The sequence below is a fragment of the Citrobacter sp. CK194 genome (assembly GCF_030333395.1).
In the GTDB taxonomy this organism is placed as follows: domain Bacteria; phylum Pseudomonadota; class Gammaproteobacteria; order Enterobacterales; family Enterobacteriaceae; genus Citrobacter_B; species Citrobacter_B koseri.
In genome coordinates this window covers 756,345-779,484 of sequence record NZ_JAOWGA010000019.1, presented here as the reverse complement: position 1 = coordinate 779,484, position 23,140 = coordinate 756,345, and the positions used below count along the sequence as shown (strand labels likewise).

The 23,140-nt window shown below is 53.1% G+C and carries 22 protein-coding genes; 3 read left to right on the top strand and 19 right to left on the bottom strand.

The window, feature by feature from the left end; genetic code table 11:
• Nucleotides 1–9 precede the first annotated feature (9 nt).
• From cheY to tar, 5 genes are read right to left on the bottom strand one after another with little or no spacing between them, the layout of a single operon-like run.
• Nucleotides 10–399 carry a chemotaxis response regulator CheY gene (gene cheY, locus OGX80_RS19835; protein ID WP_012131967.1) on the bottom strand — a complete coding sequence of 130 codons (390 nt, stop codon included), beginning with the start codon at nt 397–399 and terminating at the stop codon, nt 10–12.
• 16 nt (nt 400–415) lie between these two features.
• Nucleotides 416–1,465 (bottom strand): protein-glutamate methylesterase/protein glutamine deamidase, encoded by a 1,050-nt coding sequence (gene cheB / locus OGX80_RS19830; protein WP_012131966.1) that lies wholly within the window; start codon nt 1,463–1,465, stop codon nt 416–418.
• Nucleotides 1,462–2,328 (bottom strand): protein-glutamate O-methyltransferase CheR, encoded by an 867-nt coding sequence (gene cheR / locus OGX80_RS19825; RefSeq protein ID WP_047463139.1) that lies wholly within the window; start codon nt 2,326–2,328, stop codon nt 1,462–1,464. The genes cheB and cheR overlap by 4 nt, the downstream gene beginning before the upstream one ends.
• A gap of 19 nt (nt 2,329–2,347) precedes the next feature.
• Nucleotides 2,348–3,949 (bottom strand): methyl-accepting chemotaxis protein IV, encoded by a 1,602-nt coding sequence (gene tap, locus OGX80_RS19820; RefSeq protein WP_115181527.1) that lies wholly within the window; start codon nt 3,947–3,949, stop codon nt 2,348–2,350.
• Between the two features lie 42 nt (nt 3,950–3,991).
• Nucleotides 3,992–5,650, bottom strand: coding sequence for a methyl-accepting chemotaxis protein II (gene tar, locus OGX80_RS19815; RefSeq protein WP_071258741.1), 1,659 nt, complete (start codon nt 5,648–5,650; stop codon nt 3,992–3,994).
• A 404-nt stretch (nt 5,651–6,054) separates the two neighbouring features.
• On the opposite strand from tar, the gene OGX80_RS19810 reads away from it, so the two are divergent.
• Nucleotides 6,055–7,323 carry a dicarboxylate/amino acid:cation symporter gene (locus OGX80_RS19810; RefSeq protein WP_012131961.1) on the top strand — a complete coding sequence of 423 codons (1,269 nt, stop codon included), beginning with the start codon at nt 6,055–6,057 and terminating at the stop codon, nt 7,321–7,323.
• 106 nt (nt 7,324–7,429) lie between these two features.
• Here OGX80_RS19810 and cheW read toward each other — a convergent pair whose 3' ends face one another.
• The 6 genes from cheW to flhD all read right to left on the bottom strand — a co-directional run bounded on the left by cheW (nt 7,430) and on the right by flhD (nt 12,862).
• The gene (gene cheW, locus OGX80_RS19805; RefSeq protein WP_024130249.1) at nt 7,430–7,933 is read right to left on the bottom strand and encodes a chemotaxis protein CheW; all 504 of its coding nucleotides are present in this window, start codon (nt 7,931–7,933) and stop codon (nt 7,430–7,432) included.
• A gap of 21 nt (nt 7,934–7,954) precedes the next feature.
• Nucleotides 7,955–9,988 (bottom strand): chemotaxis protein CheA, encoded by a 2,034-nt coding sequence (cheA, locus tag OGX80_RS19800; RefSeq protein ID WP_047463131.1) that lies wholly within the window; start codon nt 9,986–9,988, stop codon nt 7,955–7,957.
• Between the two features lie 4 nt (nt 9,989–9,992).
• A complete protein-coding gene (gene motB, locus OGX80_RS19795; RefSeq protein WP_047463128.1) occupies nt 9,993–10,919 on the bottom strand; it encodes a flagellar motor protein MotB in 927 nt (308 codons plus the stop codon).
• Nucleotides 10,916–11,806, bottom strand: coding sequence for a flagellar motor stator protein MotA (motA, locus tag OGX80_RS19790; RefSeq protein ID WP_047463125.1), 891 nt, complete (start codon nt 11,804–11,806; stop codon nt 10,916–10,918). The genes motB and motA overlap by 4 nt, the downstream gene beginning before the upstream one ends.
• Before the next feature lie 124 nt (nt 11,807–11,930).
• The gene (gene flhC, locus OGX80_RS19785; RefSeq protein ID WP_024130246.1) at nt 11,931–12,509 is read right to left on the bottom strand and encodes a flagellar transcriptional regulator FlhC; all 579 of its coding nucleotides are present in this window, start codon (nt 12,507–12,509) and stop codon (nt 11,931–11,933) included.
• 2 nt (nt 12,510–12,511) lie between these two features.
• The gene (flhD, locus tag OGX80_RS19780; protein ID WP_024130245.1) at nt 12,512–12,862 is read right to left on the bottom strand and encodes a flagellar transcriptional regulator FlhD; all 351 of its coding nucleotides are present in this window, start codon (nt 12,860–12,862) and stop codon (nt 12,512–12,514) included.
• Between the two features lie 793 nt (nt 12,863–13,655).
• Here flhD and uspC point away from each other — a divergent pair.
• On the top strand, nt 13,656–14,084 hold the full coding sequence (gene uspC, locus OGX80_RS19775; protein WP_110494120.1) for a universal stress protein UspC: 429 nt from the start codon (nt 13,656–13,658) through the stop codon (nt 14,082–14,084).
• A gap of 6 nt (nt 14,085–14,090) precedes the next feature.
• Here uspC and otsA read toward each other — a convergent pair whose 3' ends face one another.
• From otsA to OGX80_RS19745, 6 genes are all read right to left on the bottom strand, one after another.
• The gene (gene otsA / locus OGX80_RS19770; protein ID WP_024130244.1) at nt 14,091–15,512 is read right to left on the bottom strand and encodes an alpha,alpha-trehalose-phosphate synthase; all 1,422 of its coding nucleotides are present in this window, start codon (nt 15,510–15,512) and stop codon (nt 14,091–14,093) included.
• Complete coding sequence (otsB, locus tag OGX80_RS19765) at nt 15,487–16,290, bottom strand: trehalose-phosphatase (RefSeq protein ID WP_115182327.1); 804 nt, start codon at nt 16,288–16,290, stop codon at nt 15,487–15,489. Before otsB ends, otsA begins: the two co-directional genes overlap by 26 nt.
• Before the next feature lie 165 nt (nt 16,291–16,455).
• The gene (gene araH, locus OGX80_RS19760; protein WP_024130242.1) at nt 16,456–17,442 is read right to left on the bottom strand and encodes an arabinose ABC transporter permease AraH; all 987 of its coding nucleotides are present in this window, start codon (nt 17,440–17,442) and stop codon (nt 16,456–16,458) included.
• A 15-nt stretch (nt 17,443–17,457) separates the two neighbouring features.
• Nucleotides 17,458–18,972, bottom strand: coding sequence for an L-arabinose ABC transporter ATP-binding protein AraG (gene araG / locus OGX80_RS19755; RefSeq protein ID WP_110494118.1), 1,515 nt, complete (start codon nt 18,970–18,972; stop codon nt 17,458–17,460).
• A gap of 114 nt (nt 18,973–19,086) precedes the next feature.
• Nucleotides 19,087–20,076 (bottom strand): arabinose ABC transporter substrate-binding protein AraF, encoded by a 990-nt coding sequence (gene araF, locus OGX80_RS19750; protein ID WP_012131947.1) that lies wholly within the window; start codon nt 20,074–20,076, stop codon nt 19,087–19,089.
• Nucleotides 20,077–20,394: 318 nt separating this feature from the next.
• Nucleotides 20,395–20,952: a DJ-1 family glyoxalase III gene (locus OGX80_RS19745; RefSeq protein ID WP_115181526.1), complete on the bottom strand. Its 558-nt coding sequence runs from the start codon at nt 20,950–20,952 to the stop codon at nt 20,395–20,397.
• A 486-nt stretch (nt 20,953–21,438) separates the two neighbouring features.
• Between OGX80_RS19745 and OGX80_RS19740 the strand changes: the two genes are divergently transcribed.
• Nucleotides 21,439–21,942, top strand: a complete 504-nt coding sequence (locus OGX80_RS19740) for a non-heme ferritin-like protein (RefSeq protein WP_012131943.1) — start codon at nt 21,439–21,441, stop codon at nt 21,940–21,942.
• A 62-nt stretch (nt 21,943–22,004) separates the two neighbouring features.
• Here the strand turns inward: OGX80_RS19740 and yecJ are convergent, their stop codons facing one another.
• Nucleotides 22,005–22,256, bottom strand: a complete 252-nt coding sequence (gene yecJ, locus OGX80_RS19735) for a DUF2766 family protein YecJ (protein ID WP_012131942.1) — start codon at nt 22,254–22,256, stop codon at nt 22,005–22,007.
• A 111-nt stretch (nt 22,257–22,367) separates the two neighbouring features.
• Nucleotides 22,368–23,006, bottom strand: a complete 639-nt coding sequence (locus OGX80_RS19730; RefSeq protein WP_047463111.1) for an RpiB/LacA/LacB family sugar-phosphate isomerase — start codon at nt 23,004–23,006, stop codon at nt 22,368–22,370.
• Between the last annotated feature and the right edge of the window lie 134 nt (nt 23,007–23,140).

Genomic DNA, 23,140 nt, shown 5'->3' with positions numbered 1-23,140 from the left:
CTCAGACCCTCACATGCCCAGTTTCTCAAAGATTTTGTTGAGTTTCTCTTCCAGCGTCGCCGCAGTGAACGGTTTCACCACATAGCCGCTGGCGCCCGCCTGCGCAGCCGCGATAATGTTCTCTTTCTTCGCTTCTGCGGTCACCATCAGCACCGGCAATGACGCCATTGCGCCATCAGCGCGAATCGTTTTCAGCAGTTCCAGACCGTCCATGTTGGGCATGTTCCAGTCAGAAATTACGAAGTCAAAGCCGCTTGCCTGCAATTTGTTCAGTGCGTCAACGCCATCTTCGGCCTCTTCGACGTTATTGAAACCCAGCTCTTTTAGCAGGTTGCGCACGATGCGACGCATGGTGGAAAAGTCATCCACAACCAGAAATCTGAGCTCTTTGTCCGCCATAAAAAAATACTCCTCATTAAATACGTATTGCCTGTCCGGCACTGATTTTCGCCAGCATCTGCTGGCTTACCTGGCTAAGATCGACCACTTCGCTCACGCCACCCATATTGATGGCCTCGCGCGGCATGCCGAACACCACACAACTTGCTTCATTTTGCGCGATAGTCCAGGCGCCAGCCTGGTGCATCGCTAACATTCCGGCCGCGCCATCGTTGCCCATGCCGGTAAGGATGACCCCTACCGCATTGCGCCCCGCATGTTTTGCGACCGAATGAAACAGCACATCCACTGACGGGCGATGGCGGTTAACCGGCGGCCCGTCATGAATTTTGATTTGATAGTTCGCCCCGCTGCGCGTCAGCTCCATATGCTTGTCGCCGGGGGCGATGTAGGCATGGCCTGGCAACACGCGTTCGCCGTCTTCCGCCTCTTTCACGCTAATCTGGCAGAGCTTATTTAACCGCTCGGCAAACGAACGGGTAAAACCGGGCGGCATATGCTGGGTGATGATCACCGCCGGACTGGAAAGCGGCAGCGGTTGCAGCACATGACGTATGGCCTCAGTTCCCCCCGTCGAGGCGCCAATCGCGATCAGTTTTTCAGAACTGAGCAGCGGCCCCGCTTTTAGCGTCACAGGCGCAGCCATCGGCTTATGCGCCGCCAGGCGAGCGCGTGACGCGGTGCGGACTTTCTCTGCGATCATCTCGCTGTACGCCAGCATCCCTTCGCGAATGCCCAACTGGGGCTTGGTGACAAAATCAATCGCCCCCAGTTCCAGCGCGCGCAGCGTCACCTCTGAACCTTTCCCGGTCAGAGAGGAGACCATAACCACCGGCATCGGACGCAGGCGCATCAGTTTCTCAAGAAAATCGAGACCGTCCATGCGCGGCATTTCCACATCCAGCGTCAGCACATCGGGGTTATATTTTTTGATTAAATCCCTGGCAACCAGCGGATCGGGCGCCGTCGCCACCATTTCCATATCGCTATGGCTGTTAATAATTTCGGTCATGATTTGGCGCATCAGCGCTGAATCGTCAACCGACAACACCCTGATTTTACTCATGCTTTGTCCTTACTTAGCGCATACACCGTCTGTCCGCGCAGGCTAAAGTCGCGCACGAGGTTGCTAAAGTTTTCTGAGTGACCCGCAAACAGCAGTCCGTCAGGCTTAAGGAGTGGAACAAAACGACGCAGAATGTCCTGCTGCGTTGTTTTATCAAAATAGATCATGACGTTACGGCAAAATATCGCGTCGAATGGCCCGGGAACGTTGTACTGTTTATCCAGCAGGTTAAGGGTGGAAAACTCAACGTAATTAGCCAGTTCCTGTCGCACGCGCACCAGCCCTTCATGCGGGCCTGTACCGCGCATGAAATAACGCTGCAACTGTTGTGGCGACAGCGTTTTCAACTCGTCCTGACGGTAAATCCCGCTTCTCGCCTTTTCCAGCACTTCGGTGTCGATATCGCTGGCGAAAACTTTCCAGCGCCCCGGCGCCATCCCTAAGGCATCCGCCAGCGTAATGGCGATGCTGTAGGGTTCCTCTCCGGTAGAGGCCGCCGCGCTCCACACACGGTATTCCCCGTTGCGGCGACGCGCGTGATCCGCCAGTACCGGGAAGTGATGCGCTTCACGGAAGAAGGCCGTCAGGTTAGTGGTCAATGAGTTAATAAAAGCCTGCCACTCAGCGCTGTTCTGGTTGGCTTCCAGCATGCTGAGATAACGGCCGAAATCATCCAGCCCCAGCGTTCTCAGGCGACGGACCAGGCGGTTGTAAACCATATCCCGCTTGTGGTCCGCCAGCACGATTCCCGCGCGCTGGTAGATTAATTGACATATCCGACGAAAATGCGCGTCAGACAGCGCGAGGCGCTGTGTCATCTGTAACAATAATGACGTTTGCCCGGTGGGCAGCGATGATGTCATAGCGCCTTCTCAATCACATTCAGGATACAACGGGTACCGCTTGCGGCGGCGCCGACTCTTGTTGTGTTACGACTTGCTCTTCAAGCTTAAATACCGCGACACGGGCAGAGAGATGGTCTGCCTGGTTCGCTAACTGATCGGTGGCGGCGGCGGCTTCTTCGACAAGCGCGGCGTTTTGTTGCGTCACCTGATCCATCTGGCTGACGGCTTGCGCCACCTGCTCAATTCCTCGGCGCTGTTCATCGGAGGCCGAAGCGATTTCGCCCATGATGTCGTTCACCTGGGTTACCGAGCTGACGATCTCCGTCATGGTATTCGCGGCGGTGTCCACCAGTTGCGATCCCTGATGCACACGGTTTACGGACTCCTCAATCAACCCTTTAATCTCTTTGGCCGCCTGCGCGCTGCGGCTCGCCAGGTTACGCACTTCGCCTGCGACAACGGCAAAACCGCGCCCCTGCTCACCGGCCCGCGCCGCTTCGACCGCCGCATTCAGCGCCAGAATATTGGTCTGAAACGCAATGCTGTCGATAACCCCGATGATGTCGCCAATTTTCTGCGAACTGGCGGCAATATCCTGCATTGTGCTGGCCATACGCGAAGCCTGGTCGCCGCCTTTTTTCGCGGTATCCGCCGCGCTTTTCGCCAGACCGGAGGCCTGACGGGCGTTATCGGCGTTCTGCCCGACCGTTGCCGTTAGCTGCTCCATACTGGCTGCGGTTTGCGCCAGCGACGCCGCCTGCTGTTCGGTACGTGACGACAGATCGTTATTGCCCATCGCGATTTCCGAAATGCCAGTATGCATCGCTAAACTGCCCTGCCGCACGTCGCTGACCGTTTCGCGCAGCGCCTGCTGCATGGCCTTCAGGCTGGCGAAAATAGCGGAAATCTCGTTGCGCCCATACACGGCGATCGGCCGCGCCAGGTTTCCGTCCGCAATGCTGTCAAAATGGCTGCCGATAATCGCCAACGGCTGAACAATCATTTTGCGTGACCAGAACAGCGCCCCGGTGGTTAACAACGCGGCGACGACCACCATCGTGATAAAAATGATCGCCGAGCGGTGATAATTGTCTTTCCCCTGTTCGCTGGCCGTCTCCAGAACATGGTTGATATTCTGCTGCCAGGTAGTGACGTTGGCGTCAAAGGCGTCCTGCGATGCCTGTACCGGCGCGGTCAGAAAATCCGACAGTTGGTTGCTTTCAAGCCAGGTGGCCTGATGCTCCAGATCGCTATACCACTGCGTATAACTCTTTTTCGTGGCGGCCTGTAACGCTTTCCCCTCTTCCGTACTCGCCTCTGTCACCATAAAACCTTTAAACACAACGCCGGACTGCGCCAGGCTTTCCCGGGCGGTGGTCATCAGCTGTTTGATATCCTCGGGCGGATAGCTCAGCGCGGTTAACGTCCCGGCTTTATTCAGCGCGGTACTGGCCTGTAATAAAACGGCGCGTGTTTGCGCCAATGCTGCGCGTTGCTGATTACTCTGCTCGACCTGGTTCAGACTCTGAAAACCATCGCGAAATGCCCAAAAGGACAAGCCATTACTGCCAATCTGCAAAACACCGCAGAGGATCAAGATTAAAAACAGCGTGGTCGAGATTCGAATACGATTAAACATCAACGCTCCCATTAGGCGGCAAAGGCCACGATTAAAAGACGATCAAAATGTTTCCCAGTGAGTATCTTGTTCAGTTGCAAGCTGGCGCGGTTGCGCTGTACTCGGCGCCGCTGCGGTTGTATTCAGGTCTGTTTTTACGGTTAATGGACGAGATGCCAGACGAAACGCGGATACCGCCATCGTTAAACGGCTGGCCTGCTCTTCAAGCGCGGCCGCTGCGGCCGCCGACTCCTGCACCAGCGAGGCGTTCTGCTGCGTGACGCGATCCATCTCAGAGACGGCCAGCGCCACCTGATCGATTCCGCGGCTTTGCTCATCGGAAGCCGACGCGATTTCACCCATGATGTCCGTCACGCGGGTCACGGCGTTGACAATGTCTCTCATCGTTTCACCGGCGCTTTCCACCAGCACGGAGCCGGTATCCACCCGCGAAACGGAATCTTCAATGAGCGCTTTGATCTCTTTCGCCGCCTGCGCGCTGCGGCTTGCCAGGTTACGCACTTCCCCTGCCACCACCGCAAACCCGCGCCCTTGCTCCCCGGCGCGCGCGGCTTCAACCGCAGCGTTCAGCGCCAGAATATTGGTCTGGAATGCAATGCCGTCGATAACGCTGATGATGTCGGCGATCTTCTTCGAGCTGTCGGCAATTTCATGCATGGTGTTGACCACGCCATCCACCACTTTCCCGCCGTGTTGCGCGGTGTCGGAGGCGCTTTGCGCCAGGTGCGACGCCTGACGGGCGTTGTCGGCGTTCTGTTTCACCGTCGCGGTGAGCTGTTCCATGCTGGCAGCCGTTTCTTCCAGCGCCGACGCCTGCTGCTCGGTGCGGGAGGAGAGATCGGTGTTGCCCGTAGCGATTTCGCTGGTGCCGGAATAGATGGCGTCAGACCCTTCACGTACCTGAGTCACCGTCTCAATCAGCGAACGCTGCATATGATCAACAGTTCCCGCCAGTTCGCCGATCTCATTGCGCCCGGAGACGGTCAGCGTATTGGTCAAGTTGCCGCTGGCGATATCACGAATATGGGCAATCACTCGCGCCAGCGGATTCAGCAAGGTATGACGAATGCCGTACCACACCACAACCAGAATCAGCACCAGGACAACGGCCAGAATACCCAATTGCCACTGGGCAAAATGGTAGTCACGCGCGCTCTCATCAAACGCCTTGCTGTACAGTTTTTCGCTCACGCCAGCGTATTTGCCCAGCGCTTCGCCAAGTGCGTTCTGCATCCCTTGGGTTGGCTGCGCGAAGTAGGCATCCATGTTGCCGTTTTCGAGGAACTGAACCAGTTCCGCCAGCGCCGCATGGTATTGCTGGTATTTTTCATCCACATTGCCGCTGGCTTCCGCCATCTCCGGCAGCGGATTGATATTTTTGAAGTTAGCATAATGCGTTGCCGCCTGCTCCAGCGTGCTTTTGGCGTTTTTCAGCAGGTCGTTTTTCGCGCTGCTCTGCTGATTAGAAGCATCCATCATCATGCGGGCCGAAGAACGGCTCAGGTTAATACGCGTTTGCAGCATGAGATCCCATGTCGAGGTCAGTTCGCTCTGCTGCTGGCGTAAATCATTTGAAATAACAAAACTTTGCTGGTTCTGCTGTAATGACGAAAACAACAGACCACCGGAAACAAGCTGTAGCAGTGCGAAAACCCCCAGCACCATCATCAGCATTGTGACAACGCGGATACGGTTAAACATAAGGCACCTTCCTGAAAACGAGTTATCAACGTTATCGGCACCAGAGAAGAGAACTTTACATTTGCGAAAAGGAAATAGAAGCAGGAAGCGCCGATTGGCGGATCGCGGCTGGCGGTTTTGGGGCGGCAACCAGACATTGACAGAAAAACATCATTATTATCATTATATTAACATTCATCACCTTCCTGGACAGTTTGCATTTTGCCGACAAAAACGATTCTTATGTGACTCTGATCACATAAGCACAACCGTCAGAACACAACAAAATGAATAAATAATAAAAAATAGTTGTATCCCCCTGCGCTTTAATTCAATTTATATGATGAATATTTCAGTGCGACTCAATAAATAAAACAAAAGCGTTACTGACAACAACATGTTAAATCCAGCCAGAGGGCTTTTCAGTGGCAAGTGCAAACAAACTCACGTTATTTATCGTGATCTTCATGCTGGCAGGCATCCTGTCAGGCGCGGTGATTCACTCTTACGCGTCACAGGAGGCGATCGCCGCCTGGTCCGATAACATCACGCTCCTCACCGATATTTTCTTACGGCTCATTAAAATGGTGATTGCCCCGCTGGTCTTCAGCACGCTGACCGTGGGCATCATGCGTCTGGGCGAAACCGCCACTATCGGCCGCGTTGGCGGTAAAGCGATGGTCTGGTTTATCAGTTCTTCCGTGTTGTCCATTCTGGTGGGGCTGTTTATCGTGACGATTGAGCATCCGGGCAGCGGTTTGAATCTGGCAATTCCGGCAGAATCGGTCGACACCGGGCTTGCGGTGGGCGGTATGAGCTTAAAAGGATTCCTGTCGCACACCATTCCGACCAGCATTGCCGGAGCGATGGCCAATAACGAAATTTTGCAGATCGTCGTGTTTTCCATGTTCTTCGGTATTGGCGGCGCGTCGCTTGGCGAGAAATTCAACGCGCCGCTGGTCGCCGCCCTGGATGTGGTTTCACATATTATGCTGAAAGTGACCGGCTACGTGATGTACGTTGCGCCGCTGGCCATTTTTGCCGCGATCTCCTCGGTGATCGCCACCCAGGGGTTGGGGATTCTGCTTAACTACGCGTCGTTTATCGGCGGCTACTATGTGGCGATTCTGCTGACCTGCCTGGTGCTGCTGGCCGTGGGCTATATAGTGCTGAAAAAAGAGGTGTTCCGGTTAGTCAGCATGTTGAAAGATCCGGTGCTGGTCGCCTTTACTACCAGCAGCTCTGAAGCCGCTTACCCGAAAACGCTGGAACAACTGACGAAGTTTGGCTGCTCACGTAACATCGTGTCGTTTGTGCTGCCTATTGGTTACTCCTTTAACCTCGTCGGCTCAATGGTGTACTGCTCTTTCGCGTCGATGTTTATCGCGCAGGCTTATAATATTCATCTCTCTTTTGCGGAAATTACGGTGCTGATGCTGACGCTGATGCTGGCGTCAAAAGGAATTGCAGGCGTGCCGCGTTCTGCGCTGGTGGTGCTGGCCGCCACGATTCCGAGCTTCAATATTCCGGTGGCGGGCATTTTATTGCTGATGGGGATTGACCATTTTCTTGATATGGGACGTTCCGCCATTAACGTGTTAGGAAACGGGATTGCCACCGCGATGCTGGCGCAGAATGAAGGTTTGCTGGAAGAGGACGCGGAAGAACGCGTTCCGCAGCAGTTAGTGGGGTAATTTATTTGCCGGATGGCGCTTCGCTTATCCGGCCTACACATGACTCATCGCCGTATGTAGGCCGGATAAGGTGTTTACACCGCCATCCGGCACGGGCAGTCAACGGTTATGCAACGTGGGAAGCGGCGATATCAAGCAGCGCCATCTCATCGCTGTTCAGCAGTTTCTCAATGTTCACCAGGATCAACATACGTTCGCCAAGCGCGCCCAGACCGGTCAGATATTCCGTAGACAGGGTAACGGCAAACTCCGGCGCCGGGCGAATTTGCTCCGCCGTCAGCGACAGCACGTCAGACACGCCGTCCACCACAATCCCTACCACGCGTTGTCCCAGATTCAACACGATGACCACCGTGTTATCGTTATACTCAACGTCGCCCTGGCAAAACTTCACGCGCAGATCGACAATCGGCACAATCACGCCGCGCAGGTTCGTCACCCCTTTAATAAAAGAAGGCGTGTTGGCGATGCGCGTGACCTGATCGTAGCCACGGATCTCCTGCACTTTCAGGATGTCGATACCGTACTCTTCATCTCCCAGTGTAAATACCAGGAATTCCTGACCTGACGGCTCGCCGGCCAGTTTGGTTACATTACTCATACCGGTCATATAATTACCTTTCTCACTCAATCAGGCGGCTGTGATCGCCATACGTTGTTCACGGTTTAAACCCTGCAATGCGGAGACATCAACGATCAGCGCCACGCTGCCGTCGCCCAGAATCGTCGCCGCAGAAATGCCAGGCACCTTGCGATAGTTGCTTTCCAGGTTTTTCACTACCACCTGGTGCTGTCCAATAAGCTGATCAACCAGCAGTGCGTAACGGCGACCGCCGCTTTGCAGGATCACCACAATGCCCTGCGTGGCTTCAGTTTTGGCGCCAACGACATCAAAGACTTTCCACAGTTCCACCAGCGGCAGATACTCGCCGCGCACTTCCAGTACGCGCTCGCCTCCGGCCAGCGGGTGCAGATCGTCTTCACGCGGTTGCAGCGATTCCATTACCGCATTCAGCGGCAGAATGAACACTTCGCCCGCCACGCGGACGGACATCCCGTCCAGAATAGCCAACGTCAGCGGCAGCAGAATGCGAATGGTGGTGCCCGTCCCCTGCTTCGACTGGATTTCAACGTGGCCGCCCATCTCCTGGATGTTACGTTTCACCACGTCCATGCCCACACCGCGACCGGAAACATCCGTCACCTGCTCGGCGGTGGAGAAGCCCGGCGCAAAAATCAACATGCCCACTTCTTCATCGGTCATATTTTCGTTGACCGCCATCCCCTGAGAGACAGCTTTCGCCAGAATGCGCTCGCGATTCAGCCCCGCGCCGTCATCGGTCACTTCAATGCAGATATTGCCGCCCTGGTGTTCAGCGGAGAGGATCAGATTACCGATCGCATTCTTCCCGGCTTCAAGGCGTGTTTCCGGCATCTCGATACCGTGATCGAGGCTGTTGCGCACCAGGTGGGTTAATGGATCGATAATGCGTTCAATTAGACTTTTATCCAGTTCCGTCGAGCTGCCGACGAGGGTCAGTTCGACCTGTTTGCCCAGTTTACCCGCCAGGTCGCGCACCAGACGCGGGAAGCGGCTGAAGACGTACTCCATCGGCATCATACGAATCGACATCACCGACTCTTGCAGATCGCGGGCGTTACGTTGTAACTGACCCATGCTGGTGATGAGATCGCCATGATTAACCGGGTCCAGTTCATTAGAACGCTGGGCCAGCATTGACTGAGTAATCACCAGTTCGCCGACCAGGTTGATCAACTGGTCTACTTTCTCAACCGCCACGCGAATACTGGTTGACTCTCGCTCACGGGCCGGCTTTTCACGCTCGGCGCGCCCGGACTGCGGTTCGCTGGCGGCGGCTTTGGCAACAGGTACCACTGCGGTCGGTTGCGGCGTAGTTGCCACGGCAACAGGCTCTTCGACCTGCGCGACCGGGGCTGAGGAGACCGTCTCAAAGGCTATCTGATCGGCTTCAATCACAAAGCAGAGCACCGCAATGATGTCATCTTCCGCAATCGTGCCGTCGAGGGTCGCGGACAGCGAATCCTCGCCTTTCACCACATCCGTTAAGGTGGCCAGGTTGCCCAACTCTTCTTCAAGCAGATCGACTTCATTGGCTTTCAGGCGCGAAAGAACCACGCGCAGTTTGCTCTCTTCCGCGCTGTTTTCCTGTGCGACTGCCTCTTCCTGTATCGCCGTACCGTCGACGACGCTCAGTTTGGCAGCGTTAACCACCGCCGGAGCGGTTTCCCCTTTCGCCTCGAGCGCTAACTGACGTAACGCGTTGCAGATATATTCGAAGCTTGCGGCATCCGGCTCTTCCGAGCTTTTATAGGCGTCGAGCTGTTCCTGCATAATATCTTTCGTTTCCAAAAACAGGTTGATAATGTCGGTATTGAGCTGCATCTCACCGCGCCGGGCTTCATCCAGCAGGTTTTCCATCAAGTGGGTTGTTTCCTGCAAAACGGTAAAGCCGAAAGTACCTGCGCCGCCTTTAATGGAGTGCGCCGCACGAAAAATGGCATTCAGTTGCTCAGAGTCCGGGGCTTCAGGCGCCAAATCAAGCAGGTGCTGCTCCATGTCAGCCAACAGCTCGTCAGCTTCATCAAAAAATGTCTGATAAAAATCGCTAATATCCATGCTCACGCTATCACCTCGGATTGGCTGGTGGCGATGTGGGAACGCTTACCGGCGGGAGTGCCGCTGGCTGTTGTAAGACACTTACCGGCTCATTCTGGCTTTCAGCGTTTTCATGCAAAATGGCCTCTTCTGCCTGCTTGTTCAACACCAGCAGACTTATACGGCGGTTGATGGCGTCATCAGGACCGCGATCGCTCAGACGCATCGTGGCGGCCATGCCTACCACCCGTAATACTTTTCCATCATCCAGACCGCCAACCACCAGTTCGCGACGCGAAGCATTGGCGCGGTCGGCCGACAATTCCCAGTTGCTGTATCCCCGTTCGCCGCTGGCGTACGGGAAATCATCCGTATGACCGGAAAGGCTGATGCGGTTAGGAATACCGTTCAACACCGGCGCAATACCACGCAGAATGTCACGCATGTAAGGTTCAACCTCCGCGCTGCCCGTCTTAAACATCGGGCGATTCTGGCTGTCGATAATCTGAATGCGCAGCCCTTCCTGAACCAGGTCAATCTTCAGGTGCGGCCGCAATGCGCGCAGTTTGGGATCGGACTCAATCAGCTGATCCAGGTCGCCGCGCAATTTGCTCAGACGGCTCTGCTCCATACGCCTTTTCAGTTCATCAATATTGGGTTGCTTGTTCACTTCACCCTGCTGCTGGGTGTAGTCCTCGCCGCCGCCGGGGATCGGACTTTCACTGTTCGCGATGCGATGTCCGCCCGTTATCGCTGTTGCCAGCGGCGTACGGAAATATTCGGCAATTTGAATCAATTCTTTAGGACTGGAGATAGAAATCAGCCACATGACGAGGAAAAAAGCCATCATCGCCGTCATAAAGTCGGCGTAAGCAATTTTCCAGGAGCCATGCGCCCCGCCGTGACCCTTATGTTTCCGCCGTTTTACGACGATAATTGGATGGGGCTGATTCTTCATGCTTCCTCGGTCGTCGTCTGCTGCTGGTTCGGGTTTCTCACTGCACGTACGTGCTCTTCCAGCTCAATGAACGAAGGTCGTTCGCTGGAATACAATGTTTTACGACCAAATTCGACGGCGATCGGCGGCGCATAACCGTTCAGGTTAGAAAGCAGTGTGATTTTTACGCACTGCATCATTTTGGTGGTTTCAGCGCTCTTTTGACGCAGCACGCTGGCGAGTGGCGAGATAAACCCATAGGCCAATAAAATCCCGAGGAATGTCCCCACCATCGCATGGGCGATCAGCGCCCCCAGTTCAGCCGCCGGACGATCGGCGGAAGCCAGCGCATGGACAACCCCCATGACCGCCGCAACGATACCAAATGCCGGTAATGAATCGCCCATCAGCGCCAGGCTGTTGGCAGGAACTTCCGCCTCGCTTTCGTGGGTTTCAATTTCCTCATCCATCAGCGCCTCAATTTCAAAGGTATTCATGTTGCCGCTGATGATCAGGCGCAGATAATCGACGATAAAATCAAGCATGACCGCGTCGGCCAGAATACGCGGATAGCTGGCAAAAATTTCACTCTCTTTCGGGTTTTCAATGTCACGTTCCAGCGAGAACATCCCCTGCTGGCGCGATTTGGCCATCAGGCGATAGAGCAACGCCAGCAAATCCATGTACATCGCTTTTGTGTATTTCGAACGACGAAACAGTAACGGGATCGCCTTTAACGTCCCTTTGATCGCTTTGCCGTTGTTACCGACAATGAATGCCCCGATCCCCGCACCACCGATGATGACGAATTCAGCCGGTTGATAGAGTGCTCCAAGGTGTCCGCCGGTCATCATGTAACCACCGAAAACTGTACCGAGAACTACCAGGTAACCTAATAAGATAAGCACGACATCATCCTTCCGCTGTTGACTAAAACAGGATGTACAGTCGGGCGAATAACACGTCGGCAAGGCAAAAAAAAGCAGCGGTAATCACTTACCGCTGCTGGAGTGTTTGTCCACACCGTATCGGTTAAACAGCCTGTTCGATCTGTTCATCCAGCAGTTGTGGAATAATATCGGCAGCATTTTGGGAAAGTTTACGTCTTTTTACTGCGCGGGACGGCGGCTGGCACAAACTACAGGCAAAACTTCCCGCAGGCTGATGCGCATGGGTAATAAAATTCCCGCCACAGCAATTACAGGTCGATAATTCAAGCAACCCGCTTTCCACGAAACGCACCAGCGTCCATGCGCGCGTTAACGCCAACAATGGCCCGTCTTCCGCCTGCGGGCACTGTTCCAGATACAGACGGTACGCTTTAATGACCGCATCCACACCGCTGCACAGACCGGTTTTGAGTAAGAACTGCCAGGCGTTGCAAAACATGGAGGCATGAATGTTTTGCTCCCATGTCATAAACCAGTCCGTTGAAAAAGGAAGCATACCTTTTGGCGGAGGACTGCCGCGTAACTCTTTGTATAATTTGATGAGGCGACCACGACTTAACTGCGTTTCGCTTTCCAGCATTTGCAAACGGGCGCCCAAAGAGATCAATTCCATCGCTAACTGGATATCGCGAGCTTCCTGAACAATGCTTTTTTCACTCATCATCAAGCCCTTTTCTTACGCGCCGCATCATCGGCCTGATTCACATCGTGTAACAGGCGTGTTGAAAGCATGATACCGGTATGAATTTGCTGAAGATCGTCAACGCGAGAATCCTGGGTCAGCTGGGTAACTGTCTGGTGGTTGTCAAAACGGAAATGACATACCAGCTGGTTCGTTTCGGCCAGTTTAACCATTTGTGGAAGAGTCAGAGTACCCAACGTGTTCGCCATCTCTTCACTGATACCAAGGCGGAACATCGCGGATGCTTTGTCCTGAACGATCAGACGCTGTGCAAGGAGTAAATATGACAGATTGATGTCATAAATGTGTTTCAGCAACTCGGATGTATGCATTGTTCCCATCCAGAATAACCAACTTTATTTTTATGCGGTGTAACCGCACCCCGTGATGTCGCCGGGAATCCCCGGTAAAAAAAGCAAAAAGGTCAAATGCATAGCCACGCCCAGGCACCGATGCATACAGTAAAACCCCCCTTAATGGGGTGTCAGGTTTTTACACGTTTACATGATTTATTACAAAATGCCTAAGATTTTTCCTAATTCGACGCAACTCTACTCGTCAGCACGAACACATACAACGGAGCCGGGCTGCGAATTTGAGAAATATGTGATCCAGATCACATAAATCATCCAAATACTTAACATAAATCCATCAGTTGAACTTTTATTTTGATTATTTTTTAGCCTTTCGTTCAGTTTTTCTATTCCAGATACACGAATATGTGCGTAAATAATCACTCATGCGTTATGTTTAGAACCGTTAAAATAACATCTGAAAATATCCCCCTTCCTGAATATTCCTGTCGGGGACATAAAATAATTTAATCGTTTCTAAACAACCACTTAAATATTAAGCAGGGTTAACCAATAGACGGTATCTATGATGCATAACAAGTTAATTTTTGTTACATCGTAATTAACATTTTGTTTTCATAATTGGTCGATTTAAGTTAAAGCGCGCAATAACGTTTACAATGTGCGTTATGCCACTATTCCATTTATAAGAATAATTAATGAATTATTATGATAACCTTCACACTATCGTCACAGGAAAACATTGCAGAATTCGACTAAACAGAGTAAAGCTGAAGAAGAAACCTCATATTCTTGCAATAAGGAGCGAGTTATGAGCTATACGCATATTCTTGTCGCCGTCGCCATTACCCCCGAAAGTCAGCAGCTGTTAGCGAAAGCTGTCTCCATTGCTCGTCCCGTCAATGCCCGCATTAGCCTGATTACCCTTGCCTCTGATCCCGAGCTGTATAATCAATTCGCCGCCCCCATGCTGGAAGATTTGCGGGAGGTGATGCATGAAGAGACGCAGGATTTTCTCGACAAACTGAGTGCGAAGGCAGACTACCCGATTGAACAAACGTTCATTACTTACGGGGAGTTAAGCGCGCATATTCTGGATGTGTGTCGTAAGCAGCAGGTGGATTTGGTCATTTGCGGCAATCATAATCACAGCTTCTTTTCGCGAGCGTCCTGCTCAGCGAAAAGTGTCGTTAGCGCCAGTGAAGTTGATGTATTGCTGGTCCCGCTTGCCGGTGATTAGCGGGCGTCAGGCAAGCTTTGGGAAGGTGGCGACCTTATTGCGATGCAGCGTTTCAGCGCTACGTGGCGCGACATCCTTTAGGTCGCGAATAAACCGTTGCTGCCAGTGATTAATATCATTTTTAATAATCGTCTCAAGCATTTCCGCGTGGCGTGAAATGCGTTCGGCAAGCGGCATGGTCAACGCGCGGTGGAGCGCCACGGCCACATCATCCCGATCATAAGGGTTAACAATGAGCGCGGACGTCAACTCATTCGCCGCACCGGCAAACTGTGACAAAACGAGAACGCCGGGATTTGCCGGGTCCTGCGCGGCGACAAACTCTTTCGCGACCAGATTCATACCATCCCGCAGCGGGGTCACTAACCCGACATCCGAGTAGCGGAACACCTTCATCAGCAGCTTGCGATCAAAGTGCTGGTTAAGATAGTAGAGCGGCGTCCAGCCAAGCTGTCCATATTTACCGTTGATACGCCCTGCTTCCGTCTCCAGTTGGTGGCGGATATCCTGATAAGCCTGCACTTCACCACGCGAGGTCGGCGCTATTTGCGTATAGCGAATTTTCCCGTGGTGCTGGGGGTATTTCTCCAGCAGCGCTTCATACGCCTGGAAACGCTCCGGTAATCCTTTGGAGTAATCCAGACGCTCGACGGAAAAAATGTTTTGCACATTTTTCAGCTCCGCTTTTAGCTGCGCCAGTTTCGGCGGCAACGGCCCGGAAGCCTGTTGTGCGATCTCGTCAGGTTCAATGCCAATAGGATAGACCTCAGTGCGGAAGGATTTCCCCCATGCCGAGTGGCTCTTACTGCCGCGCGTGGTTACTCTGGTCTGGCTTGACAGACTGTCCAGAAACGCCAGGCGGTCGTTTTCCGTCTGGAATCCCAGTAAGTCAAAATCACACAGTTGTTCCAGCAGCGTATCGTGCGGCGGCAAGGCATTGAAAATTTCCGGCGTCGGGAAAGGAATATGCAAGAAAAAGCCGATGCGATTATTCACGCCCCGCTTGCGCAATTCACTGGCAAACGGCAATAAATGATAGTCATGAACCCAGATAATATCGTCATCTTTCAGTAAGGGCAGCAGCTTATCCGCCAGCAGCGCATTCACCCGTGAATACCCTTCCCACGCGGGGCGCTGGAACTGCACCAGATCGAGTCGATAATGGAAGGCAGGCCATAAGACCGCATTCGAAAACTGGCAATAATATTCCTCGTAGTCCTGCTCGCTCAGATTAAAAGACGCCCAGGTCATATTGCCTCGTGTGACCTTTTTTAACGGCTTATCCTCGTTGCCCGTCTCGCCACTCCAGCCGAACCACAATCCGCCCGCCGCTTTCAATGCGCCCAGTACGCCAACTGCCAGGCCACCCGCGCCGCCTTTATTATCCGGGGGAGCAATTCGATTAGATACTACGACTAAACGACCCATAGCCATCTCTCCTGTCATTCATTAATTTTTTTTCTTGTTGTGGATTGTTAATTTCTTCCAGCCAGCGCCAGACCTCAGGAACGCCTGCCAGACGTCCTGTTGCCCGGGTCGCCCCGGCACCCACTTTGACTGAAATCCCTCCCAAATTATTGACGACGTCAAAGCCCGCCTCATCCGTCAAGTCATCGCCCACAAAGACAGGGATACGCCCTGCAAATGGCGCTTCTTGCATAAACGCGGCAATGGCCTCCCCTTTGTTCGCGCCTTTCGGTTTAATCTCCACCACGCATTTACCCGGCTGAAGCGCAAGCTGCGGCCATTTCTGCGTAATGTGCTGCGCCAGCGCCAGCAACGTCGCCTCATGCTGCGGCGCCTGCCGGTAATGCAGCGCAAAGGCCATGCCTTTCGCTTCCAGTTCCGCCCCTGGAAGATTTCCCAGCGCGGCGTGCAGCTGCGTGCTGACATCGCGTGCTATCGCCTGCGGAAGGCGCACGATATGGGTATTACCATTGATGTCACGGCGTTCCGCCCCATGCACCCCGGCAAGGGGAAAGCGAAAGGGGGCTGAGAGCGCATCAAGTTCAGCCATTGAGCGCCCTGAAATCAATGCCAGCGCCCCTGCGTTATGCGTCGAGAGGCGGTGTAACAGCTGGAGAATATTGTGCGGCACCACCACCTGATCCGGGTGTGGTTTAATCTCCGCCAGCGTCCCATCAAGATCGAAAAAATAAGCATAGTTTGCGGACAGTTCGGGGGATACGGTTAACGGTTCTGCCACCCTGTTCTCCTCCTTAATCATCGTTTTTGAGGCGCGCGGATCGGCCCCATTAGCCATGTAAGTATAGACAGTGTGACGCTGCTCGCCATTTAGAAAGACAATAGCCAGCCGGGGTAGCGGCTGGCTATCGGGAGGAGCTAAACTAAATAGTTACGGTTTATTTCATTAAACGGTGCGCTTCGCCTTTTGTTTGTAACGGTCGAAGATTACCGCTGCCAGCAGGATTAAGCCGCGCACGACGTACTGTGCAAAGGGGGAAATGTTCAGCAGGTTCATGGCGTTTTCCACCGTCCCCAGGATCAACACCCCCGCGACCACATATGAGATTTTTCCGATGCCGCCCTTGAGGGAGACACCGCCTAATACGCAGGCTGAAATCACAATCAGTTCATAACCAATGGAGGTCATTGGCTGGCCGCTGGTCATACGCGACGCCAGGATAATCCCCGCCGCCGCCGACACCAGCCCGGAGAGAACGAAGATAATGATCTTCGTGCGTACTACCGGCACCCCGGCCAGACGCGCCGCTTCTTCATTCCCGCCAATCGCCAGCGTATTGCGGCCAAACGTGGTTTTATTCAGCAATAAACCAAAGATAACCAGGCACCCTACCGTTAACCAGATCGGCGCAGGCAGCCCAAACCAGTTGGCATACCCGAGGGTGAAGAAGCGCTCATCTTCAATCCCTACCGCTTTACCGTCAGAGATGATATAGGCCAGACCACGGACAATCTGCATCGTGGCGAGCGTGGTAATCAGGGCGTTGATCTTTAAACGCGCGATAACAAAACCGTTCACCAGTCCGCAGAGTATGCCCAGCAACAGCCCGGCCGCCACGCCAATCCACAGGCTTTCGGTCATATTGATAACCACGGCGGTGGTGACGCCGGCACAGGCAATTACCGAGGCGACGGAGAGGTCAAAATCGCCGGACGCCAGACAAAACAGCATCCCGCACGCCACCATACCCGACATCGAAATCGCCAGCCCCAGCCCCTTCATGTTGATGAATGTGGCAAAGTTAGGCACAAAGATCGCACACGCCAGGAACAGGACGGCGAACACCACCAGCATGCCGTATTGATCCCAGATACGCCCGAAGCTAAACGGCGACTTAGGTGCGCCAGAACCGGATGTAGTTACAGAAGACATCTTACTCTCCTTTACTCAGGCGACAGCCTGGCTGACTTTAGGCATAGCAAGGCTCAGGGCCTGCCGTTCATCCGCCTGTTCGTGAAGTAATTCACCGGCGATCTCACCTTCACGCATCACCACAATACGGTCGGCAACACCAAGAACTTCCGGCAGATCGCTGGAGGCAAACAGCACGGCCACACCGCGCGCCGCCAGCGCGTAAATAACGTTGTAGATCTCGTGTTTTGCGCCGACATCGATACCGCGCGTCGGCTCATCAAGCAAAATGACCTTCATCTCTTCCGATAACCAGCGTCCCAGAATCGCCTTCTGTTGATTCCCCCCGGAGAGATTCATAATGAGTTGTTCAGCACCTGGCGTTTTTATATTGAGGGAGTGAATATGGTGTTCGGCATTGCTCTCTTCCCAACCGTTATTGATCAGGCACCCGCCCAGCACATGCTTACGTCGGGCGCTGATGTTGATATTGTCGCGAACCGAATGCACAGGAATGATCCCCTCCGCTTTGCGATCTTCCGGGCACAGCATCATGCCCGCCGCAATCGCGTGCGCCGGTTTGCGGATATCAATGGGCTGCTCATCAATGAACACCTGCCCTCCGGTGATGCGCGTTCCGCCGAACAGCCCTTTCATTAATTCACTGCGCCCGGCGCCAACCAGACCAAACAGGCCGACAATTTCGCCGCTGCGTACGGATAAGCTGACAGGCGCGCGAACGCCCGGCGCTTTCACCTCTTGCAGCCGCAGCCGCTCTGCGCCACAGGCGCGAGGCTGCCAGCCGTAGATATCGCCGAGATCGCGCCCAACCATCGCCTGAACCAGCGCGTCATGGTTAACCTGCTGCATATCGGTAAATGTTTTAACGTAGCGGCCATCTTTAAACACAGTAATGGCATCGCTCAGTGCAAAGATCTCTTCCATACGGTGCGACACATACAGAATGACGCGCCCTTCTTTGCGCAGTTCGCGAATTACCCGGAACAGGTTCTCGATCTCCCTGGCGGAGAGCGAGCTGGTCGGTTCATCGAAAGCGATAATTTTGGCGTTACGCGCTAACGCTTTCGCAATCTCCACCATTTGCCACTGGCCAATCGAGAGGTATTTCAGCGGGGTATCCGGGGAGATATCCATCCCCAGATGTTGTAACTGAAGACCGGCTTCGTAGTTGAGCAGCGTCCGGTTAACAATCCCCCCTTTATGCGGGAGCTGGCCGAGATATATATTCTCCGCAACGGTCATTTCCGGCACGAGGTGCAGTTCCTGGTAAATAATGGCGACACCAGCATTCAGTGCAGCCGTGGTGTCGGCAAAGGTCATCTCTTGCCCACGGATCGCCAGCGATCCCGTGGTTGGCGCATAGTTGCCGCTGAGAATTTTTAAGAGTGTGGACTTCCCGGCGCCATTTTCGCCCATCAGCGCATGCACCTGACCGGCATAACAGTCAAAACTGATATCCGTCAGCGCCTTAACGCCAGGGAACGTTTTCCCGATGCCGCGAAATGAGAGATATGGGGTGGGCTGTTGCATAACGTCTCCGTGAGTCAGGATTTTGCCGGATGACGGCGTTGCCTTATCCGGCCTACTGAATACGCAATTCGCAGGCCGGATAAGCCGTTTTCGCGTCGCCATCCGGCATTTGTGTTACTTGCCGCCTAAACCTTTTTTCGCCAGTTCTTCTTTGAAGTTGTCACGGGTGATCAGCACCACGTCGGTCACTTCAGTGAATTTTGGCGGTTCCGCATCCTTGGTTACCCAGTTGTAGAGCATTTCACTGGATTTATAGCCGTGTACGTCCGGGCTGGGCAGCAACGAGCCGTAGAATCCTGTCGCCTGCGCTTTTGACAGTTCGCTGATCGCATCCACACCGTTAATGCCGATGCCGATAACGTCCGCCGCCTTAAAGCCCTGACCTTCGGTGGCGCGCACGCCGCCCAGCACGGTGTTGTCATTCATGCCGACAATCAGCCAGTGTTTCACTTCAGGGTGTTGAACCAGCATAGAGTTAGCGGCATCGAATGCGCCGGGAATATCATTGGATTTCGTTGGAACCTGATAGATCTGTTTTTCCGGGAAGCCCGCAGCTTTCAGCGCTTCCATCGAGCCGGATGTGCGGCGACGCGCGGTATCCAGTTCATTAGCGGTAATCGCCATCACCGCCGTTTCCTTCACATCCCAGCCGCGGTTTTGCATCTCCTTATACAGCTCCTGCCCCTGGCGCTCGCCAATTTTCGTGGCCGCCATCATCACCAGCGGTACGGTGTCCATTGGCTTACCTTTCGCGTTGACGAACTGATCGTCCACGGCGATTACCTTCATGTCATACCCACGCGCTTTTGCAACGATCGCTGAACCCAGTTTCGGGTCCGGGGTACAAATAACGAAGCCTTTTGCCCCACTCGCCGCCAGGCTGTCGATGGCGTTCAGGGTTTTCTCACCGTCCGGCACCGCAATTTTAATGACCTCAAAACCCAGATCTTTCCCGGCTTTATCGGCAAATTTCCATTCTGTCTGGAACCAGGGTTCCTCCGGTTGTTTCACCAGAAAACCGAGCTTCATGGTTTCCGCGATAGCGGATTGTGACATAACGGCAGCCAGACCGATGGCTGCCAGCGCTTTAGTAAATTTGTGCATGGTTAACTCCAGCTTTAGCGTTCTTTTATGTAGGGTAAAATCGAACGATTCTTTGTAATTTAGCCGTAAAACAAGATATTACCTTAAAAGCCAAGGATTGATACCCGTGCTGGTGTTAGTTGTAGCGGGAAATTGATTCTCCATAGGAGAGCGGCATCACACCGCAGAATTACAGTAATTGCGTACATAAATTCAGCGGAAAATGACATAAAAAAAGAAGGTTTTGTCAGACAAATAAAAAAGGGGTAGCAGATTAGTCCATAACATCAGCCAGCAAATCCTTGTCCCCGAATGCAGGCGCATCCGGGGAAATATGCTTTACCAGGTATAGTAAATATGATCGGCATGATCGCGAACAGAAGCGTCATCCCCTGACAGACGAGCAGCCAGCGTCAGCGCAAAATCAAAAATATGCCCTAACCCTTTGCCGCTCAAGAGATTGCCATCTTCCACGACCGGCGCATCAACATATTCACCGTCAGTCACATTTTCCCATAGGTCGCCAGAGCAGACGTAACGGCGCCCTTTCAGCAGACCATTGCCCCCCAGCACACGCGCTGCGGCGGAGCAGACCGGACAGATCAATTTACCCGCAGCGTCATGGCGGGAAACGAAGTCGATCACCTGCGCGCTGGCGGCCAGATTAGCGCTCCCCTGCGGGCCGCCGGGCAAGACGATGGCGTCATACAACGTGTCCAGACGCCCGGCGAGGGTGTTGTCCGCAACCATTGGAATATCGTGATAACTCACTACCGCGCGAGATTCCGCGCAGGCCAGCGTTTCAACATCAATATTCAGGCGACGCAGAATATCAATAGTGACCACGGCTTCTGCTTCTTCGAATCCTGGCGCCAGCAGGACAGCGACCTTTTTCATTTACGACTCCTCGCTTTACTCGTGTTAATCACACCGAAATGACGAATTGTTCATTCGGTTATATTTAAAAAATGGGCAAAAATGATCTGGCGCAAAAAACGTTGTCGATAATTTCGGCCAGAACTGTTTCGCCCGCTAATTATTCGATACTAACACGCCGGTGTATTTTCTTTTGTGATATGAAACATCATTTCAAAAATAAATATCAACTTAAAATCACGTAAAATCAATCATATATATCAACACTCGTTATATTTTTACATTCTCCGTCAGCGATATACCTTCAGCAAACTGTAAAAAAATATAAACATTGGGATTTAAGGATTTTCTTATAGCCGTACTGGCGCTATGCTTATTTTCGATCGGCAACGGAATCAGCTTTTTGATCACATAAAGGACCGGCAGAACGGATTTATTCTGCTAACAGTATTCATTGCGCATACATGAGTAACGCGCATCACCCTTTCTGGAAATAAGGATATTGATATGGCGACAGCTGGAATGGTTCATAAGCTCAACACCCAAATGAACCTTGAGTTTTACGCATCCAACCTCTACCTCCACCTGAGCGACTGGTGTTTTGACCACAGTCTGACCGGCACGGCGACCTTTCTTCGTACCCAGGCGCAGGGAAACGTGACCCAGATGATGCGCATGTTCAATTTTATGAAGAACGCAGGCGCCAACCCCATCGTGAGAGCCATTGATGTTCCCGGCGAAGAGTTAACCTGTCTTGAAGAGTTATTTCAAAAAACGCTGGATGAGTATCAGCAACGCGCCAGCACGCTCTCACGCTTAACCGACGAAGCCAAAGCAATGAATGACGCGCCAACGCTCAACTTTCTCCACGACCTGGAAAAAGATCAGCAGCAGGATGGCGTTCTGTTACAGACGATTCTCGATGAAGTTCGCAGCGCAAAACGCGCGGGATTGTGTATGGTGCAAACGGACAAACACTTACTCAACGTCGTCAACTATCAACACCACTAACCGCTATATTGCCACGGCGTTACGCCTCCCGTGCCGGGAGGCTGTTACGCAGTCGCTTTACTTTAGTGCGCTTCGTCCTGCGGCGTGAATTTCAGCTCAATCAACGCAATCGCCTTTTGAATGGCCCGCATAGTAACCGGGTCCGCAGCGGCAGGGTGGCTGGTAAAATCGATGTTTTTCAACTGGCTGGACATCTTTTCCCGAACTTCAACCGGGGCAATAACGTCAATAACATCCAGAATCTGTTTGATAACTAACTGGCAGGCAACAACGTCAGAGACCAGTTCCTGATCGGCGTTCAGTGGTTGGGACATAGTAAGCTCCTTATAGAAAGGCCGCCATAGTACCCATTCAGGAGAAGAAACGGTAGCAAAGCAAACGCGGTAAGCCGGATAAACGCCGCGTTATCCGGCTGGCATGACACATTAACCGAGAATGTCGCGAACGAACGCTTCGATCTCTTTATCCTGGCAATTGTCAAAGAAACACTGCTGGAAACGTGGGCCGGAGACCGCCGTTTTCACCAGTTCAGGATCGATGGCGCGCAGCGTATCCAGATAGTTTTCTTTCACCACCGCCGCTTTCACCTGGTTCAGAATGCCCGCGTTACGCACCTGCGGTTCTTTACGTTCTGGTGGATACCCTTCCCCGTTACGGCCGGTGAATGCTTTTTCAAAGATGAAACGCACATTCAACTCCGCACCCCAGCCAAAGCCTTTTGCGAATGGCAGAGAAAGCGCATTACCGTTGTTAATCTGCGCAAACAGGAACGCATCCGCCGGGTCGATGCAGTAGCCGCACACCACGCCCGGATGAATATTCAGCGACATCAGCGCGCCCTGCCCGGTGCCGCAACCCGTCACAACAAAATCCACCGCTTTGGCGTTAAGCAGAATGCTGGCCATAATACCAAGGTGGATATAAGTCAGATGATGGTCGTTTTCATCGCTCATCCCGACGTTGAAAACAGGGAATCCCTTTTCATCCGCTACCGCTTTAAGCTCGCGATGAATGGTGGCATTTTTAGCTGCCTGGCTGTTTTCCATCATCAGTGCAATTTTCATTCTGTCTTCTCCTGAATGCGTCGCGGGAAATCCCGCCGTGAGTCGTTGACGTATACGTCACATTACTATCTCGCAAACATACTTTCAAATTTAGTGAAAAATGGTTTTAAAAAATTAAGATGTGCTCACACTTT